The 16,065-nt window shown below is 69.7% G+C and carries 14 protein-coding genes; 8 read left to right on the plus strand and 6 right to left on the minus strand.

Translation table 11 applies throughout. The annotated features are described in order from the left end of the window. The first annotated feature begins 102 nt into the window (after positions 1 to 102). The 3 genes from OHB23_RS18585 to OHB23_RS18595 all read left to right on the plus strand — a co-directional run bounded on the left by OHB23_RS18585 (position 103) and on the right by OHB23_RS18595 (position 2,339). Positions 103 to 963 carry a cyclopropane mycolic acid synthase family methyltransferase gene (locus OHB23_RS18585; protein ID WP_328810119.1) on the plus strand — a complete coding sequence of 287 codons (861 nt, stop codon included), beginning with the start codon at positions 103 to 105 and terminating at the stop codon, positions 961 to 963. Between the two features lie 42 nt (positions 964 to 1,005). Further along, on the plus strand, positions 1,006 to 1,833 hold the full coding sequence (locus tag OHB23_RS18590; protein ID WP_328810120.1) for an MBL fold metallo-hydrolase: 828 nt from the start codon (positions 1,006 to 1,008) through the stop codon (positions 1,831 to 1,833). Between the two features lie 86 nt (positions 1,834 to 1,919). Then, positions 1,920 to 2,339, plus strand: a complete 420-nt coding sequence (locus OHB23_RS18595) for a ChaB family protein (protein ID WP_222638235.1) — start codon at positions 1,920 to 1,922, stop codon at positions 2,337 to 2,339. Between the two features lie 4 nt (positions 2,340 to 2,343). Here the strand turns inward: OHB23_RS18595 and OHB23_RS18600 are convergent, their stop codons facing one another. From OHB23_RS18600 to OHB23_RS18610, 3 genes are all read right to left on the minus strand, one after another. Then, positions 2,344 to 3,537: an acyl-CoA dehydrogenase family protein gene (locus tag OHB23_RS18600; RefSeq protein WP_328810121.1), complete on the minus strand. Its 1,194-nt coding sequence runs from the start codon at positions 3,535 to 3,537 to the stop codon at positions 2,344 to 2,346. Between the two features lie 10 nt (positions 3,538 to 3,547). Next, positions 3,548 to 5,662, minus strand: a complete 2,115-nt coding sequence (locus OHB23_RS18605; RefSeq protein ID WP_222628871.1) for a heavy metal translocating P-type ATPase — start codon at positions 5,660 to 5,662, stop codon at positions 3,548 to 3,550. A gap of 101 nt (positions 5,663 to 5,763) precedes the next feature. Then, a complete protein-coding gene (locus OHB23_RS18610) occupies positions 5,764 to 6,045 on the minus strand; it encodes a DUF1490 family protein (RefSeq protein ID WP_056447595.1) in 282 nt (93 codons plus the stop codon). Positions 6,046 to 6,255: 210 nt separating this feature from the next. On the opposite strand from OHB23_RS18610, the gene OHB23_RS18615 reads away from it, so the two are divergent. The 5 genes from OHB23_RS18615 to OHB23_RS18635 are packed head-to-tail and all read left to right on the plus strand — an operon-like array spanning position 6,256 to position 12,431. After that, a complete protein-coding gene (locus OHB23_RS18615) occupies positions 6,256 to 7,041 on the plus strand; it encodes an ABC transporter ATP-binding protein (protein ID WP_328810123.1) in 786 nt (261 codons plus the stop codon). Then, positions 7,038 to 7,814 carry an ABC transporter ATP-binding protein gene (locus OHB23_RS18620; protein ID WP_328810124.1) on the plus strand — a complete coding sequence of 259 codons (777 nt, stop codon included), beginning with the start codon at positions 7,038 to 7,040 and terminating at the stop codon, positions 7,812 to 7,814. The genes OHB23_RS18615 and OHB23_RS18620 overlap by 4 nt, the downstream gene beginning before the upstream one ends. A 35-nt stretch (positions 7,815 to 7,849) precedes the next feature. Continuing rightward, positions 7,850 to 9,343 (plus strand): ABC transporter substrate-binding protein, encoded by a 1,494-nt coding sequence (locus OHB23_RS18625; RefSeq protein ID WP_328810125.1) that lies wholly within the window; start codon positions 7,850 to 7,852, stop codon positions 9,341 to 9,343. Then, the gene (locus tag OHB23_RS18630; RefSeq protein ID WP_328810126.1) at positions 9,340 to 11,118 is read left to right on the plus strand and encodes an ABC transporter permease subunit; all 1,779 of its coding nucleotides are present in this window, start codon (positions 9,340 to 9,342) and stop codon (positions 11,116 to 11,118) included. The genes OHB23_RS18625 and OHB23_RS18630 overlap by 4 nt, the downstream gene beginning before the upstream one ends. Beyond that, positions 11,112 to 12,431 (plus strand): MDR family MFS transporter, encoded by a 1,320-nt coding sequence (locus OHB23_RS18635; RefSeq protein WP_328810127.1) that lies wholly within the window; start codon positions 11,112 to 11,114, stop codon positions 12,429 to 12,431. Before OHB23_RS18630 ends, OHB23_RS18635 begins: the two co-directional genes overlap by 7 nt. On the opposite strand, the gene OHB23_RS18640 is transcribed toward OHB23_RS18635, so the two are convergent. The 3 genes from OHB23_RS18640 to OHB23_RS18650 form a co-directional block, all read right to left on the minus strand. After that, positions 12,379 to 13,008 carry a hypothetical protein gene (locus OHB23_RS18640; protein WP_328810128.1) on the minus strand — a complete coding sequence of 210 codons (630 nt, stop codon included), beginning with the start codon at positions 13,006 to 13,008 and terminating at the stop codon, positions 12,379 to 12,381. The genes OHB23_RS18635 and OHB23_RS18640 overlap by 53 nt on opposite strands. A gap of 556 nt (positions 13,009 to 13,564) precedes the next feature. Continuing rightward, positions 13,565 to 15,049 (minus strand): 4Fe-4S binding protein, encoded by a 1,485-nt coding sequence (locus tag OHB23_RS18645; protein WP_328810129.1) that lies wholly within the window; start codon positions 15,047 to 15,049, stop codon positions 13,565 to 13,567. Between the two features lie 7 nt (positions 15,050 to 15,056). Beyond that, positions 15,057 to 15,965: an AurF N-oxygenase family protein gene (locus OHB23_RS18650; protein WP_027503990.1), complete on the minus strand. Its 909-nt coding sequence runs from the start codon at positions 15,963 to 15,965 to the stop codon at positions 15,057 to 15,059. Positions 15,966 to 16,065: the final 100 nt, after the last annotated feature.

Consider the following 16,065-nt stretch of genomic DNA (forward strand, 5'->3'; position numbering starts at 1 on the left):
GGATCGACTGGGAAGACCGTAGATTCGCGCATGACAGACATCCCCGGGGGAGGGTGTGCCGTCGCTCCTTCCTGCCCGTCGAGTGTGAGGTTGCTAGACCACATGACAGACCTGAAGCCCTTCTTCAAGAACGTTCAGTCGCACTACGACCTGTCCGACGACTTCTTCGCGCTCTTCCTCGACCCCACGTGGACGTACAGCTGTGCGTACTTCGAGCGCGAGGACATGACGCTCGAGGAGGCACAGCTCGCGAAGATCGATCTGGCCCTGGACAAGTTGGGCCTCGAGTCGGGCATGCGCCTGCTCGACGTCGGCTGCGGATGGGGAACCGCGATGATCCGCGCCCGCGAGCGGTTCGATGTGGACGTGGTCGGCCTGACGCTCAGCGAGCACCAGTTCGGACGCGTCCAGTCCCGTCTGGACGACCTCACGGGCGACCGCAAGGCCGAGGTACGCCTGCAGGGCTGGGAGGAGTTCGACGAACCGGTCGATCGGATCGTCAGCATCGGCGCCTTCGAGCACTTCCGTCGCGCGCGCCACGTCCCGTTCTTCGAGAAGGCGCACGCGCTGCTCCCCTCCGACGGAGTCATGTTGCTGCACACCATCGTCGGCTACGGACTGGACGATCTGGAGGAGAAGGGTGTCGCCGTCGACAAGCGCGACGCCGTCTTCATGCGCTTCATCCTCCGGGAGATCTTCCCCGGCGGGGAGCTCGAGCGCCCGGGCACCATCCAGGAACGCGCGACGTCCGTCGGGTTCTCGGTCGACCGGGTGCACTCGTTGCAGCAGCACTACGCCCGCACGCTGGAGATCTGGACGGAGAACCTCGAGGCCCGCAAGGACGAGGCCATCGCGATCGCCGGCGACGAGGTCTACGAGCGCTACATCAAGTACCTCGGCGGATGTGCGAAGCAGTTCCGCCGCGGAACCATCGACATCATGCAGTTCACGCTGTCCAAGTAGAACCACGCCGTTTGGAACCATGTCGGCGGGGAAGCCGCCGGCATGGTCTCCCACGGCAGCTACACGTTCGTCGGTAACGCGACCGGGTTGGTGAGCTACGGCGACATCACGCTGCTCACCGATCCCAACTTCCTGCACGCCGGCGAGCGTGCCTATCTCGGTCACGGTCTGTTCTCCACACGCCGTCTCGATCCGGCCGTCTCGATCGACGAGTTGCCACCGCTGTCCGCGATCGTGTTGTCGCACATGCACGGAGACCACTGGGACCGGCGCGCACAGAGCGGGCTCGACCGGTCGCTGCCGGTGTTCACCACGGGTCACGCTGCCTCGAAACTGACCCGTCGCGGCTTCGAGGCGGCGACCGGACTGTCGACGTGGGAATCACGACGCCTGCGAGTCGGAGAGCAGGTCGTGACGATCACGGCGATGCCCGGTCGGCACGGCCCCGTCTGGGCACAGCGTCTGCGGGTGCTTCCGCCGGTGATGGGCACGATGCTCGAGTTCGGATCCGCGGAGTCCGACACCGTCGACCTGCGCGTGTACGTCTCCGGCGACACCCTGATGGTCGACGAGCTCCGGGAGATCCCCACGCGCTATCCGGACATCGACACCGGTGTCGTGCACCTCGGTGGCACCACCCTGCCGTTCGGGCAGAACCCGCGCTGGGGAGCGATGGTGACGATGGACGGCCGCCAGGGCACCGACGCCGTGCAGCTCGTCGACCCGGCGCAGGTACTGCCCGTGCATGTCGACGACTACGGTGTCTTCGCCTCTCCCCTGTCCGACTTCTCCCGCGAGATGCGCGCGCGAGGTCTCGGTGACCGCATCACCTACGTCGGGCGCGGCGAGACGGTGCCGCTGAGACGGTGACGTCGGCAGGGTTTTCGCGCCTCGGGACGCGGGTAGGCCACCTGGACACGAGACCCGACGTCAGGACCAGAGAGAAGGAGGCAGTCGTGCCCACCACGAACGACGACGGCAAGCCCATCGAGTCGGAGTTGCCCTCCACCCTGCAGAAATCGGACGAGAAGGCGCAGCGCACCTTCGCGAAGACACTCGACTCCGCGGAGGAGGAATACGACGACGAGCAGCGGGCGCACCGAGTCGCCTACTCCTCGCTGAAGCACAGCTACGAGAAGGTGGGCGACCACTGGGAGCCGAAGGACGAGAAAGGCCCCTCCGACGAGCGCGCCGAGAGCGGCGGCCCGAATCCGAAGGGCCGCAGCGCGGGCGGCGTCGACGCGAACGCGTCGAAGAAGCATCTCGAGGAGGTCGCTCGCGACCTCGACGTTCACGGCCGCTCGACGATGACCAAGGACGAGTTGGTCGACGCCATCGACAAGGAGAACAGGAAGCAGACCGCGAAGAAGCGGTGACAGGTCAGCGGAACGCCTGTTGTCCCGTCAGCGCCTTACCGATGGACAGCATGTGCATCTCGCTGGTCCCCTCGTACGTGAGCACGGACTCCAGGTTGTTGGCGTGCCGCAGAGGTGAGTACTCCAGAGTGATGCCGCTACCGCCCAGGATCGTGCGGCACTCGCGGGCTATGGCGATGGCCTCGCGGACGTTGTTGAGCTTGCCCAGACTCACCTGATCCGGCGTGATCTCACCGCGGTCCTTGATCCTGCCGAGGTGGACGGCGAGAAGGAACCCCTTGCCGAGCTCGAGGGTCATGTCGGCCAGCTTCTGTTGCGTCAGCTGGAAACTCGCGAGCGGCCGGTCGAACACCTCGCGAGAATTCGCGTACGCGATGGCGGTCTCGAGGCTGTCCCGCGCTGCGCCGAGAGCGCCGAACACGATGCCGAACCGCGCCTCTCTGAGGCAGGAGAGCGGAGCTCCGAGGCTGGTGGCACCGGGCAGCATCGCCGACGACGGGAGCCGGATGTCGTCGAAGACGAGTTCCGCTGTCACCGAGGCGCGCAGCGACAGCTTCTTACCGATGGCGTGCGCGGCGAATCCCGGTGCGTCCGTGGGCACGACGAACCCACGGAAGCCCTCGTCGGTCCGCGCCCACACCGTCGCCACGTCGGCCAGGGTGCCGTTGGTGATCCACATCTTGGAGCCGGAGAGGATCCAGTCGTCGCCGTCCCGTCGCGCACGGGTGCGCATCCCGGACGGGTTGGAACCGAAGTCGGCCTCGGTCAGTCCGAAACATCCGATGGCCTCCCCGGTGGCGAGACGCGGGAGCCATTCCTGCTTCTGCTCCTCCGACCCGTACCGGTGGATCGAGAACATGGACAGCGAGCCCTGCACGGAGACGAAACTCCGGAACCCGCTGTCACCCGCCTCGAGTTCCATGCACGCGAGGCCGTAGCTCACCGCGTTGGTCCCGGCGCAGCCGTACCCCTCGAGGTGCATGCCCATCAGACCCATGCCGCCGAACTCGCGAGCGATCTCCCGCGGCAGCGCGCCGGCCTCGAACCAGTCCCCCACCTCGGGCTTGAGCCGCTTGTCGACGAACGCGCGGACCGTGGCCGCGATGTCCCGCTCGTCCTCGTCGAGCAGGGAGTCGGCGGCGAAGAGATCGAGTGGTCCGACGGGTGCTGCGGTGGTGCGCGGTGCGGTGGTCGTCATCCTGTCGAACCTACCCGGATCCGGGCCTGTACTCGATGAGTCTCGCGCTGTTTCCGACGACGATGACGGACGACGCGTTGTGCAGGATCGCCGCGAGTACCGGTGACAGCGCTCCGCCGGCACTCACGGCCAGCCCGATCGCGTTGACCGCGATCGACATGGCGTAGTTCTGGCGGATGACGGCCACCGAGCGCCGCCCCAGCGCGCGCACGTCGAGCAGTCGCGCCAGGTCGTCCCCGGCGAGAGCGACGTCCGCGGTCTCCACCGCGACGTCGGTCCCGGCGGCGCCCATCGCGATGCCGATGTCCGCGGCCGCGAGCGCCGGCGCGTCGTTGGTGCCGTCGCCGACGACCGCGACGATGTGGCCCTCGGCCTGCAGGGCGCGGACGACGTCGAGCTTGTCCTCGGGCATGACCTCGGCGCGCCACTCGTCGATACCGAGCTCGGCCGCGACGGCGGCGGCCGTGGCCGGGTTGTCCCCGGTGAGCATCACGATGCGGTGCACACCGTCGGCCCGCAACGCGCGCAGTACCTCGGCGGCGTTGTGGCGGATCTCGTCGCGCAGACTGACCAGCCCGACCAACACGCCGTCGACCGCGAGGAGCAGAGGCGTCTCGGCACGGTGCTGCAGACGGGACACCCAGTCGGACGCCTCCTCGGAGACCTCGACGTTCTCTCTGCGCAGCAGCGACGCACCGCCCAGCAGCAGCGTCCGGCCGTCCGAGACGGTCCGCATGCCCAACCCGACGAGCACCTCGCACTCCTCGTGCGGTGGAATCTCGATGCGACGTTCCTCGGTACTGCGAATCACGGCTTCCGCCAACGGATGCCGAGAGTGGATCTCGGAGCTGGCCGCATAGGCGAGCACCTGCTCCGGCTCCCACGCGTCGTGGAACGCGATCACGTTGGTCACCACCGGGCGCCCGACCGTCAGCGTTCCCGTCTTGTCGAAGACGACGGCGTCGACACGGCCTGCCTGTTCGAGGTGGGACCCGCCCTTGATGAGGATTCCGCGCCGGGCACCGTTGCCGATGGCAGCGCTGATGGCGGTGGGGGTGGACAGACCGACCGCGCACGGGCACGCGACGAGCAGCATGGTCATGGCCCGGCGGACGTCACGGGTGACGAGCAGCGTGGCGGCCGAGAGCAGGAACGACGCGGGCACGAAGCGACGGGAGAAGTTGTCGCCCACCGTCTGGATGGGCGCGCGATCCTCCTGCGCCTCTTCGACCCGGGCGATGATGCGGCCGATCGCCGTGTCGCGACCCACGGCCGACGCGCGGACGACGACGCGGCCGCGCAACACGACGGATCCGGCCGACAGCCGGGTCCCCACGGTCACAGTGACCGGCAGCGTCTCGCCGGTGATGGCGGACTGGTCGACGACGGCGTCGCCCTCGATCACGGTGCCGTCGACCGGGACTCCGACGTGATCGTGCACCACGACCTCGTCGCCGACCTCGAGCGAGTCGATGTCCACGGAGACCTCGGCACCGTCACCGGTCCGGATCCACGCGGTGTCGTGGGTGCCGCTGAGCAGATCCGAGATGGCACGCCTGGTGCGGCGCAGCGTCAACTCCTGGAGGTACTCGCCGATGTTCAGCAGCCACAGCACGGTGAGGGCGACGACGTTCTCACGCAGGACGAGGCTCGCGACCGTCGCCGCGGACACCAGGGCGTCCGTTCCGGCCGCGCGGCCTCCCGTGAGGGACCGCACGGCGCCCTTCAGGAAGGGATAGCCGGTGAAGACGGTGACCCCGGTGGCGACGAGCCGACTGGTGGGGCCCAGCACGGGAGGTCGGCGCAGCGCGTACCGGCGCAGGCCCAGCAGGACCAGGGCCGCTCCGCCCACCGTCATGCGCAGCAGCTCGCCGGTACCGACGTCTGCCGACCGTGGTGTGCGCACCGCGGCCTGGCCCGGCGTGAGCGCGGTCGCCGCGGGTACGGCCGTCAGCGCGGCCAGCACCGACGCGGCGTCGGTACGGGAGCGGGAGTACCAGACGACGACGGACGCCGTCCGAGGGAACGCGTGCACGGCGCGGACACCGGGAACGGCGTCGAGAAAGTCCTCGACCGCGACCGCGCGGACGTCACTGCCGGCGATCCAGTCGAGTCGGACGCGCATCCTGCCGGCGCCGTGGGACAGGACCTCGGGTGCTGCGGGTGTCGGCGTCTCGGCGGGATCGGTGTCCGTGCGAGCGGCGACCGCGGTGCTCACGTCGGCGCTCAGTGGTCGTGGCCGTGACCGACGTCGGACGCCGCCGGGGGCCGCACCTCCTCACCCATGCGATCCTTCGCCTCGGCGACCACGTCGGAGACCGCGAGACGGGCGGACTCGGCCTTGACCTCCGCCTTGCGCACCCCCCGCAGGCTCACCTCGGTGACCCGGACGGCAGCCTCGCGCAGCGGTGCACGCTCGACGACCTTCTTCACACCGTTGTAGGCCGCGACGCCCACGACCCCGGTCACGACGGTGGACGCCGCCTTGGCGATGACGGGAAACATCATGGTGGGACTCCCTCTGCACCGCACTGCGAGCAGCTGCGGATCGGTGACGGTGGATCGCCTGCGAGGACGACGTGCAGCGATCATAGCGTTACCGACAACCGTTGTCGGATCGGACGGGCGACGTCGGCCGGTTTGCCCCCATCGTCACGAACCCCTACTGTCTCGACGACAACGATTATCAGTATCGACAGAAGGCGGAGGAACACCACCGTGCTCGAGGTCGAGGACCTGACCGTCCGGGTCGGCGTCACCACGCTCGTGACCGGCATCTCGTTCGATGTCGTTGCGGGACACCGTGTCGCACTGGTCGGCGCGTCCGGCTCCGGGAAATCCGTGATCGCATCCGCCGTCGTCGGCGTCACTCCTCCCGACCTGGTCGTCGCCGGTCACGTGCGCATCGGTGGTCACGACGTGGCGGGCACGCCCGTCCCCCGCCGTCCCCGTGACGCCCGGGCGGCGATGGTCTTCCAGGACGCGTCGTCCGCACTCGCCCCCTTCCGCACCGTCGGACGGCAGCTCGATCTCGCACTGCGCCATCGCGGCGAGGCGAGTCGGCGACGTGCCGATCGAGAGGAACTGTTGCGGGGCATGGCTTTCACCGATCCCGAGCGCATCGCGGCAGCGCGTCCGGCCCAGCTCTCCGGCGGGCAGCGTCAGCGTGTCTGCATCGCGATGGCTCTGGCCTCGAACGCCCCGGTGATCGTGGCCGACGAGCCCACCACGGCACTCGACGTGGTCAGCCAGAGCACCGTCGTCGCGACTCTCGTCGCCGCGACCGGCGGCGATCGAGGACCCGCCCTGCTGTTCGTCACGCACGACCTAGCCGTCGCCGCCGCTCTCTGCGACCGCGTCGTGGTCGCCGACCGGGGAACTATCATCGAGACAGGCACCGTCACAGACATTCTCGCAGCACCGCGCCATCCCGTCACGGCGAGGCTCGTCTCGCGCGCACGGTCCGCCGACGCGGCGCTGCACTCCGCCCCGGTCGCATCGTGACGTCGGGATCTCCCGGTCTGCACGGCCGCGCACTGACGCGCCGGTACGACGGACACACGCTCGCGGTCGACGACGTCACCGTCTCCCTCGCGCCCTCGGAGCGAATCGCACTCGTCGGCGCCTCCGGCTCGGGCAAGTCGACCCTGCTCCGGATGCTGCTGGCGATGGAGACACCCGACTCCGGCGAGGTGACACTCGACGGCGCCGCGATCCGGCCGGGACCGGCCCGCTCGACCCGCTGGTTCCGCCGCGAGGTGCAGTACGTTCCGCAGGATCCCGGTTCCTCACTGGACCCGCGTCGCACCGTGCTCGACTCGGTCGCCGCACCGCTGCGGTGGCTGCGGTGCGAGGGCGATCACCGCGCTCGCGCCCTCGCGGCCCTGGACTCGGTGGAGGTGGCCGCGTCGATGGTCGGCGCCCGCACCGGTGAGCTCTCGGGCGGCCAGAGACAACGGGTGGCCATCGCTCGCGCCCTCGCGTGCCGACCCCGCTACCTCGTCGCCGACGAACCGGTCAGTGGACTCGACCTGCCCCTGCGAGATCTCGTCCTGGATGTCCTCGAGACCGTGTGCGACCGCGACGGCACCGCGTCGCTGCTGGTGACGCACGATCTCGCCGTCGCCGCCCGCACGAGTGACCGTCTTCTGGTCATGGCCGACGGCGTGATCGTCGAGACTGGCTGCACCACCACGGTTCTCGGGTCCCCGCAGCACACCCACACCCGCGCCCTGGTCGATGCGGTACCTCGTCTTCCCGTCCGCGCGCACCTGTAGTTCGTTCCGTCCGACCTTCCCTCGAAAGAATGCCCATGATGCGGTCCCCCCGCCGAATGCTGCCCCTCTCCGCCGTTCTCACCGTGTCGGTGCTCGCGCTGTCCGGCTGTTTCGCGGCATCACCGTCCGCCGACGACGGGAGCGGCCGAGTGCGTGTGGCGATGCTGCAGCCGCCGCGCTCCGGGCTGACCCCGCTGAGCGACGACGCCTTCAAGTTGTCCCGATGGTCGACGGCCGAGACCCTCGTCGTACTGGACGATCTCGGCGAGGCACAGCCTGCCCTCGCCACCTCATGGACTCGCGTGGACGACACGACCTGGAGCATCGACCTGCGGCCCGACGTCCGGTTCCACGACGGGACGCCGCTCGACGCCGCCGCGGTGGTCACCGCACTCACCGCGGCCACCACCGCCTCGCCGAAGCCCCGCATTCTCGACGGTGTCGACATGACCGTCGAGGCGGACGGCACGGACACCGTGACCGTGCGCACCGCGACGGTGGATCCGCTGGTACCGCAACGACTGTCGAGCCCCCAGCTGGCCATCCTCTCGCCGGGCGCGTACGCGGGCGGTGGTCCCGTCGATCCCGTCGGACACGGCACCGGTGCGTTCGTGCTCACCGCCGTCGACGGCACGTCCACGGCGACACTCGATCGCAACGACGACTACTGGGGTGGTCCGGCGAAGGCCATGGGCATCGACGTGAGTTTCGTCCCCGACGGCACGGCCCGGGCCGCGGCGCTGCGGAACGGTACCGCCGACATCGTGGAGGCGGTGCCGGTGTCGCAGGCGGCGCTGGTCGATCCGGCTCTCGTGCACGAGGTGCCCATGCCGCGCACCAACACCCTCTACCTGAACAACAGGACGGGCGCCTTCGCCGACCCGTCGATGCGCGCCGCAGCGCGGGAGGCCGTCGACGCCGATCGACTCGTCGACCAGGTCTACGAGGACCGCGCCGACGTGGCCCGCGGACTGCTGGGTCCCGCCCTGCCGTGGACGGCGGACCGGCCCGCACGCACGACCGCCCCGGCCGGCGATCCCGCGGGGCGACGGATCACCTTGGGCACCTTCACCGATCGCGCGGAACTGCCCGAGGTGGCGGTGTTGTTGCAGCAGGAGCTCGAGGCCCGCGGTTTCGTGGTGGAGCAGGTGGTCCGGGAGTACCAGTTCATCGAGGCAGATGCTCTCGCCGGCGCGTTCGATGCGTTCGTCCTGTCGCGGGCGACCGTGCTCGACTCGGGTGACCCCGTCGCCTACCTGTACTCCGACTTCGCCTGCGCCGGTTCCTTCACCATCGCGCAGTTCTGCGACCCCGCCGTCGACGCCGCTCTGTCCACCGCCTCGGCGACCGAGCCGGGAGCAGCGCGCCGAGCCGCCGTCCTCGAGGCGGAGCGGCTGATACTCGAGCGCGATGCGGTGGTGCCGATGCTGCACGAGCGCGTCGTGCAGGGTGAGGCCGCGTCGGTGTCGGGTGCAGCGCGCGATCCGCGGGAACGGATGTTGGTCACCACCGAGACCACGGTCGGATGACGTCCGGCCGCGTCCTCGTCTCCGCCTCTCGCCTGCTGTCCGTCGCGGGCGTGATCGTGGTGGTCGCACTGCTGCCGTGGCTGTCGGGCCGCGACCCGGCGTTGTCGATCCTGCGTGCGCGCTCCGCGGACCAGGAGCCGACACCCGCCGCACTCGCCGCGATCCGCGCCGATCTGGGACTCGATGCGGGTCCGATCACGCTGCTGCGCAGGTGGTTCGGCGGAGTTCTGCGGGGCGATCTCGGCACGTCGTGGAACACCGGCAGGCCCGTCCTTCCCGGCGCCCTCGACGCGCTCGCCGTCTCGACGACCCTGATGGGGTTCGCCCTCGCGGTGGCCTGTGCGGTGGCGACGGTGATCGTGGCTCCGGCACTGCGCGCCGGGCTACGGGGGCGGCCCACCCGCTCGTCGGGTGTCGGCGCCTCGGTTCTCACCTCGGTGCCGGAGTTCCTGCTGGCGTCCGTCGCGGTGATCGTCGGCAGTGTGTGGCTGTCGCTCCCGTCCTACGGCTGGACCGGCCCGACCTCGGCGATCCTCCCGGCTCTCGCACTCGGTCTCCCGGCCGGCGGGCTGCTCGGCCGTCTGCTCGCCGATGCCGTGTCGGTGTCGTTCACCGAGGCATGGGTGACCACGTGGACGGTCGCCGACGTGGACCGCGGCACGCTCGCCCGTGCGGTGCTGCGTCGCGCGGCCTCGTCGCTCACGTCCCAGATCGCCCTCGTGATGGTGGGTCTGCTCGGTGGAGCTGTCGCGGTCGAACGCGTCTTCGCCATCCCCGGGATCGGACGATCGATGCTCGGACACGCTCAGTCGCAGGACCTTCCGGCGCTGCAGGCCGACATCCTGCTGCTCATGGGGGTCAGCGTGTTCATCGGTGTGGCCGCGCAGGCCGCCCGCCGGGCACTGCTCGGCCGGTCGGTGCACGATCACGCCGTCCCGGTACCCACCGCACGAGTCGCCGTGGGTCGGTTCCCGCTCGCCGTGCCCGCCGTCGCCGCGAGTGCGTTGGGCACCATGGTGCTCGTCGGCCTGCCCCGCGACCCGTTCGCCACCACGCGAGGCAAGTTCCTGCCACCGTCCCTCGCGCATCCCTTCGGCACCGACGCGTCGGGACGCGACGTGCTCGCCCGCGTCGCTCACGGTGCGGCGCACACCGTCACCGTGTCCGCGACGGTCGCACTGGGATGTGTGCTGGTGGGTCTGATTCTCGGTTCGGCGGCATCGGTGTTCACCGGTCCGATCGAGGTGACCAACGCCGCGCCACCGGTCATCGCCGGCGTGATCGTCGCCTCCGTCGTGGGCCCCGGCGCCGCGGCGGCAGCCGTGGCTGTCCTGCTGGTCTCGTGGGCACCCCTGGCCGCGCACACTGCAGCGCTGTCGGCCGAGGTCGCGGCCAGGCCGTACGTCGCCGTCCTGCCCACCCTCGGCGCGGGTCGACTGCGCGTGCTGTTCGGGTCGGTGCTGCCGGCGGTCGGTCCCGCCGTTCTGCGTCACGGGGTGGTGCGGCTGCCGGGTATCGCCCTGGCACTCGCCGCCCTGGGCTTCCTGGGGCTCGGACCGCAACCACCCAGTCCCGACTGGGGTCTCGTGCTGGCCGACGGGGTGTCCACGGTGGAGCGGGCGCCCTGGGTGGCCCTCGCGCCCCTGGTGAGCCTCGTACTGCTGTCGGTCACGGCGGTCTCGATGTCGAGTGCCGTCCGGTCCCGCCGTGGGCGTCGGTCCACCGACGGTCCCGCCGCGCAGGCCGACCGTCCCACCCCGGTCTCCGCGTGCTGAGGGCGTCTCGCCGCGGTCGAGTGCTCCCCTGGCACGACCTCCGTGCGGCCACGCCCACCGTGAGACTGCTCGTCCTCACGCAGATGGCCTTCAACATCGGCTTCTTCATGGTGCTGCCGTACCTGTCCGTGCACCTGACGTCCGACCTCGGTCTCGGCGCCGCGCTGGTCGGTGTCGTGCTCGGAGTCCGCACGTTCTCGCAGCAGGGACTCTTCGTCGTCGGCGGAACGCTGGCGGACCGCCTCGGCGTCAAACCGGTGGTGCTGACGGGCTGCGTCCTGCGCGTCCTCGGATTCGTGGGACTGGCTCTGGCCCAGAGCCTTCCGGCCGTCCTCGCAGCCACGGCGCTCACCGGCGTGGCCGCGGCGCTGTTCTCGCCGGCCGTCGAGAGCGCGGTGGCGCTGGAAGCGGGCGAGGGTGAACGCGCGGGTGGCCAGTCCCGCCTGGACGCGTTCGCGTTGTTCACCGTGTTCGGCCAGATCGGCGCGTTCACCGGTCCGCTGCTGGGCTCCGCGCTGCTCGCGGTGGACTTCCGACTGACCTGCCTCGTCGCGGCCGGGGTCTTCGTCGTCATCACGCTCGCGCACGTGGTGCTGCTGCCAGCTCGACGCGCCGAGTCGACCACGGACACCTGGCTCGACGACTGGCGGGAGATCGCCCGCAACCGTCTGTTCCTCGTCTTCGCCGCCGCGATGAGCGCGCAGCTCGTCGCGTACAACCAGCTCTATCTCCTGCTGCCGCTGCGGGTCGAGCAGGTGTGGGGATCGCAGGCACCACTGGGATGGTTCTTCGCCGCGGCGTCGGCACTCGTCGTCGCCGGGCAGATGAGCGTGACCCGAGCACTGCGCCGGTTCCCGCTGGTAGGTGTGCTCCCACTGGGTTTCGCCGTCATGGCGACCGCGTTCGCCGCGGCGGCCGTGGCCGCACTGCTCGGCACCGAGGGTGCCGCAGGGCTCGTGGGGCCCGCCGCGTTCGTCGTGCTGCTGACGGTAGGTCAGATGATCGCCATGCCGTTCGCGCGCGACCTGGTCCCGCGGATGGCGCGGGAGCGCAGCACGGGCTCGTACTACGGTCTGCTGGCCTCGCTGGGCGGGATCGGGGTGCTCGTGGGGTCGGTCGCGCTCGGCGCGATCATCGACGCGATGCCGGACACGCCTGCAGGCGAGGCGGTTCCGTGGGCGGCCGCGGCGGTCCTGCCGCTCGCGGCGGCAGTGACGTTGCGCTCGGTGGCTCGCCGACTGGTACCGGTGACCCCGGCGATCACGCCGCCAGAACCAGATCGCGGCCCGTCAGCACCTCCGTCTCGCGAGTGATGCGTGCCCACACGTCCTCGGTCACGTCGTCCATGATCGAGAACCGGTCCCACCACATCATGCGGGTCCGGTAGCGCTCGTCGGGGTACGCGGCCGGGGCGATGTTCTCGGCCACGCGGCCGCCGCCGGACTCCCACCGTCGCAGCACGTGATCGGCCGCCGTGGCCATGACGTACCGGGCGCCCGTGAAGACCATCGTGGGCAGCGCCGTACGGGACAGCAGCGCGGAGAGCGCACCGGGATGCTCGGCGTCCGCGGAGACGAACGCGGTCTTCATCTCCACGACACCGGCGGGCAGTCGACCGTGGATGAGTTCCGCGACGTCGGGCCGAGCGGCGTTGCCCTCCCACTCCACCAGAGCGTGCGACTGGTCCACGCTGAGGTACGGGCCCTGGCCGCGGACGCCGGCGACGACCTGCCCCGCACGGTCCACGGCCGCGTAGAACACAGCGGTGTCCGCACCGTCGGCGACGCTCTCGACGTCGAGCGCGACGCCCACTCCGTGGCGCTCGTAGGACCGCGTGGCGCAGGCGAGGTACTCGTCCCAGAGCCCACGATCGGCGGACGGGGAACTCATCACCAGAACGGTCCCACTATCACGATCTGCAAGGCGCGTGCTCCCTTGTGTGATCAGGCGGGTGGGGGCGAGCAGAGTCGTCGACATCGGACACCTCTCGGACAGAGTTGTCGGATCGCCGTCCGGCGCCCCGACCAACAGACCACGGACTCGCCGGACGACGAATCCACACACTTATTGTCCCGCTTCCCGAGCAAAAAGTGGATTCCGCCCCGAAATCGGTGACGTGCGACGGATGTGCCCTTTTCGAGGCCCGAGAACGAACCGCAGGTCATTGACCCGTTACGACAACCTATATCCGAGTTACCCGTTCGTATTCCGGGTCGCTTTGGTGACTCCTCGTAGAACTGCACCGACGAAGCAGACTGAATTTCGTGAAAAGCCACGAACGGCGGGTCGGCGATTCGTGGCGAATTCGCGCTCCACGACGGCCACTCGGGCGCTCTCACAGCGCCACACCGACACCTCGGAACGCAGTCAGCCCCGGACCACACCTCCCGAGAGGTACGGTCCGGGGCTGCTGGAGACCCGGGAGTGGAGCGCGGGAACGGCTCGCCTATCGGCCGGCGCGGCCGAACAATGGTCGTCTGCCGGCCGTCTCGCGACGCGACGACGTGGCTGCGGAGAGGGAGTCCGCGAGCATCAGCTCGACGGTGCGCTCGGCATCGAGCTTGTTGTCGCCGATACCCCCCGTGGCGCCACGCTTGGCCCATCCCACGACGTAGGCCCCGGCCACCGGGCGGTCCTCGGAGTCCACGACGCGACCCTCGACGTTGCGCACGGTTCCGCGGTCCACGTCGAAGGGAAGTCCGGGCAGGGCGGACCCGCGATACCCGGTCGCCTGCAGCACCAGATCGGCGGGAATCGAGCTCGCGATCCCCGCGTCGGACGTGCCGGATCCGCGGACGTCGAGCGCTCCCGGGCGTACCGCCACCGGTGCGCGCCCGAACGAGAAGACGATGCGCGGCGCGCCGTCACCCGTCTCGGCCTCGTCGGCGCGCGGTGCGGCGGCGAGCGGTGCAGCGGACGCGGACAGCGGCAGCGCCGCCAGGACCGAGGAGAGATCGTCGTCGCCCGCGACCAGAACGGGCACCGATGTGCGATCGACGAGCGCCTGGCACTCGGACCGGGTGAAGGCGGCGACCTCGGGACCGCGTCGACCGAGCACGGTGACCTCCCGCACCGCACTGTCCCGTAGCGCCGCGAGCGCGTGGGCCGAGATGTCCGTGTCCACGAGGTCCTCGACGGGAGCTGTCAGAATTCGCGCCGCGTCGAGCGCCACGTTCCCGTTGCCGATCACGACGACGCGCGTCACGCCGCGCAGATCCACGGCGTCGGCGGGGACGTCGGGGTGACCGGTGTACCAGCCGACGAGGGTGCGGGCACTCATCGGGACGACCTCGGACTCGAGGGGAAGCTGCCTGTCCTGATCGGCACCCACCGCGTAGACCACCGCGTCGAAGGTCCGCGAGAGTTCCTCCACCGTGACGTCGACCCCGACCTCGACGCCGAGGCGCATCGTCACGCGCGAGTGCACGAACAGCGACCGAAAGTGTTCACCGATGCGCCGGGTACTCGTATGATCCGGTGCCACACCGTATCTCGCGAGACCACCCGGCACGGGCAGCTTGTCGAAGAAGGTCACCGCGGCATCGGTCTGCCGCAGGAGCGCCGTCGCGGTGTAGCAGGCGGCCGGCCCGGTTCCCACCACGGCGACCCGTTTCAGCGACACGGAGCCTATGTCCGCCGGCGGGAACGTCGGTGCGCCCCATGCATGATCGACCGGCCGGTCCCGGTAGTAGTCGGCGTTCAATTCCGCGTAGATCGCCTGCGACGGCGACAGCCGCGACACCCGCGTGATCGCGTCCACCGGGCACGCGTCCGCGCAGGCGCCGCAGTCGATGCAGGACCGCGGATCGATGTACAGCAGGTCGGTCTTGCCGAAGTCCGGCTCGTCCGGCGTCGGGTGGATGCAGTTGACCGGACAGACCGACAGACACGATGCGTCGTTGCAACAGTTCTGGGTGATCGCGAAGGCCATGGGAGCGTCAGACCATGTGGATGGTGCGGTAGACGGCCGCAGCGGGCTTGGTCAGCAGTCCACAGTCGCTGAGGAACGCCATCAGGTGCTGGCTGCTCGTGCGCATCATGACGTGGTGGTGCGTGTTGTTCTTCGCCTCGCGCACGGCACGGTCCCGGTCGAGACCGGCCGCGGCGTAGACGTCCTTGTTCACCATGTTGGACACGATGACTCGGGCGGCGATGGCGATGAGCAGGGCCGCGGACTTACGGCGGGCGGCGGAGATTCCCGCCATGTTCTCGCGCATCTGCTGACGCGCGAACGTCATGTGCCGCGACTCCTCGACGACGTGGATCTTGCTGGTGGTGCGCACCAACGGGAGCACGTTCTCGCCGCGCATCCAGTCGCGCTGCATGACGTCGAGCACTTCCTCGGCGACGAGGATGCCGCCGTAGGCGGCCTCCGACACGGCGAGGGTCTTGAAGCCACGACCGAGCTCGATGCTGAGCCGGCGCGGGACATACGCCTTGATGCCCATGGTGCGGCACGCCTTGGCGAACATCAGGGAGTGGCGGCACTCGTCGGCGATCTCGGTGAGCGCGAACTGGAAGTCCGAGGACGACGAGTCGCTGCAGTACTGATCACGCAGGACCATCTGCTGCAGGATCATCTCGAACCAGATGCCGGTGCTCATGATCGAGCAGACCTCGTGGCGGGTGAGGGTGACGCGCTGTTCGGGCGTCATCTCCTTCCACAGATCAGTGCCGTAGAGGGTGCTCCACTCAGGATTGAGGCCGAACTGCTCCGGGTCGAGAGGAGCCTCCCAGTCGACCTCCTGCATGGGGTCGTACGAGAGCGCTGCGACGGAATCGAGCAGCCGAGCAGACACGTCCTCGGCGTCCGAGACGGTGAGTTCCGGGTCGAGTGTGCTGGTCATGGCGTCGTCCTTCCGTGGGCGGGTACATCTCCGTGACTAACTGTGACAGAGGTTATCAGGTACTCGCCGTCACGGGAAGACGTCGCAGGGTCGGGACGGT

Origin of the sequence: Rhodococcus sp. NBC_00294, from assembly GCF_036163995.1 — a bacterium.
Lineage (GTDB): Bacteria > Actinomycetota > Actinomycetes > Mycobacteriales > Mycobacteriaceae > Rhodococcoides.

What these genes read in the sequence shown, in the direction of transcription:
- OHB23_RS18585 (WP_328810119.1), top strand. Translation starts at nt 103, where the DNA reads ATGACAGACCTGAAGCCCTTCTTCAAGAACGTTCAGTCGCACTACGAC.
- OHB23_RS18590 (WP_328810120.1), top strand. Translation starts at nt 1,006, where the DNA reads ATGGTCTCCCACGGCAGCTACACGTTCGTCGGTAACGCGACCGGGTTG.
- OHB23_RS18600 (WP_328810121.1), bottom strand. Translation starts at nt 3,537, where the DNA reads ATGACGACCACCGCACCGCGCACCACCGCAGCACCCGTCGGACCACTC.
- OHB23_RS18605 (WP_222628871.1), bottom strand. Translation starts at nt 5,662, where the DNA reads ATGCGCGTCCGACTCGACTGGATCGCCGGCAGTGACGTCCGCGCGGTC.
- OHB23_RS18610 (WP_056447595.1), bottom strand. Translation starts at nt 6,045, where the DNA reads ATGATGTTTCCCGTCATCGCCAAGGCGGCGTCCACCGTCGTGACCGGG.
- OHB23_RS18625 (WP_328810125.1), top strand. Translation starts at nt 7,850, where the DNA reads ATGATGCGGTCCCCCCGCCGAATGCTGCCCCTCTCCGCCGTTCTCACC.
- OHB23_RS18630 (WP_328810126.1), top strand. Translation starts at nt 9,340, where the DNA reads ATGACGTCCGGCCGCGTCCTCGTCTCCGCCTCTCGCCTGCTGTCCGTC.
- OHB23_RS18640 (WP_328810128.1), bottom strand. Translation starts at nt 13,008, where the DNA reads ATGAGTTCCCCGTCCGCCGATCGTGGGCTCTGGGACGAGTACCTCGCC.
- OHB23_RS18645 (WP_328810129.1), bottom strand. Translation starts at nt 15,049, where the DNA reads ATGGCCTTCGCGATCACCCAGAACTGTTGCAACGACGCATCGTGTCTG.
- OHB23_RS18650 (WP_027503990.1), bottom strand. Translation starts at nt 15,965, where the DNA reads ATGACCAGCACACTCGACCCGGAACTCACCGTCTCGGACGCCGAGGAC.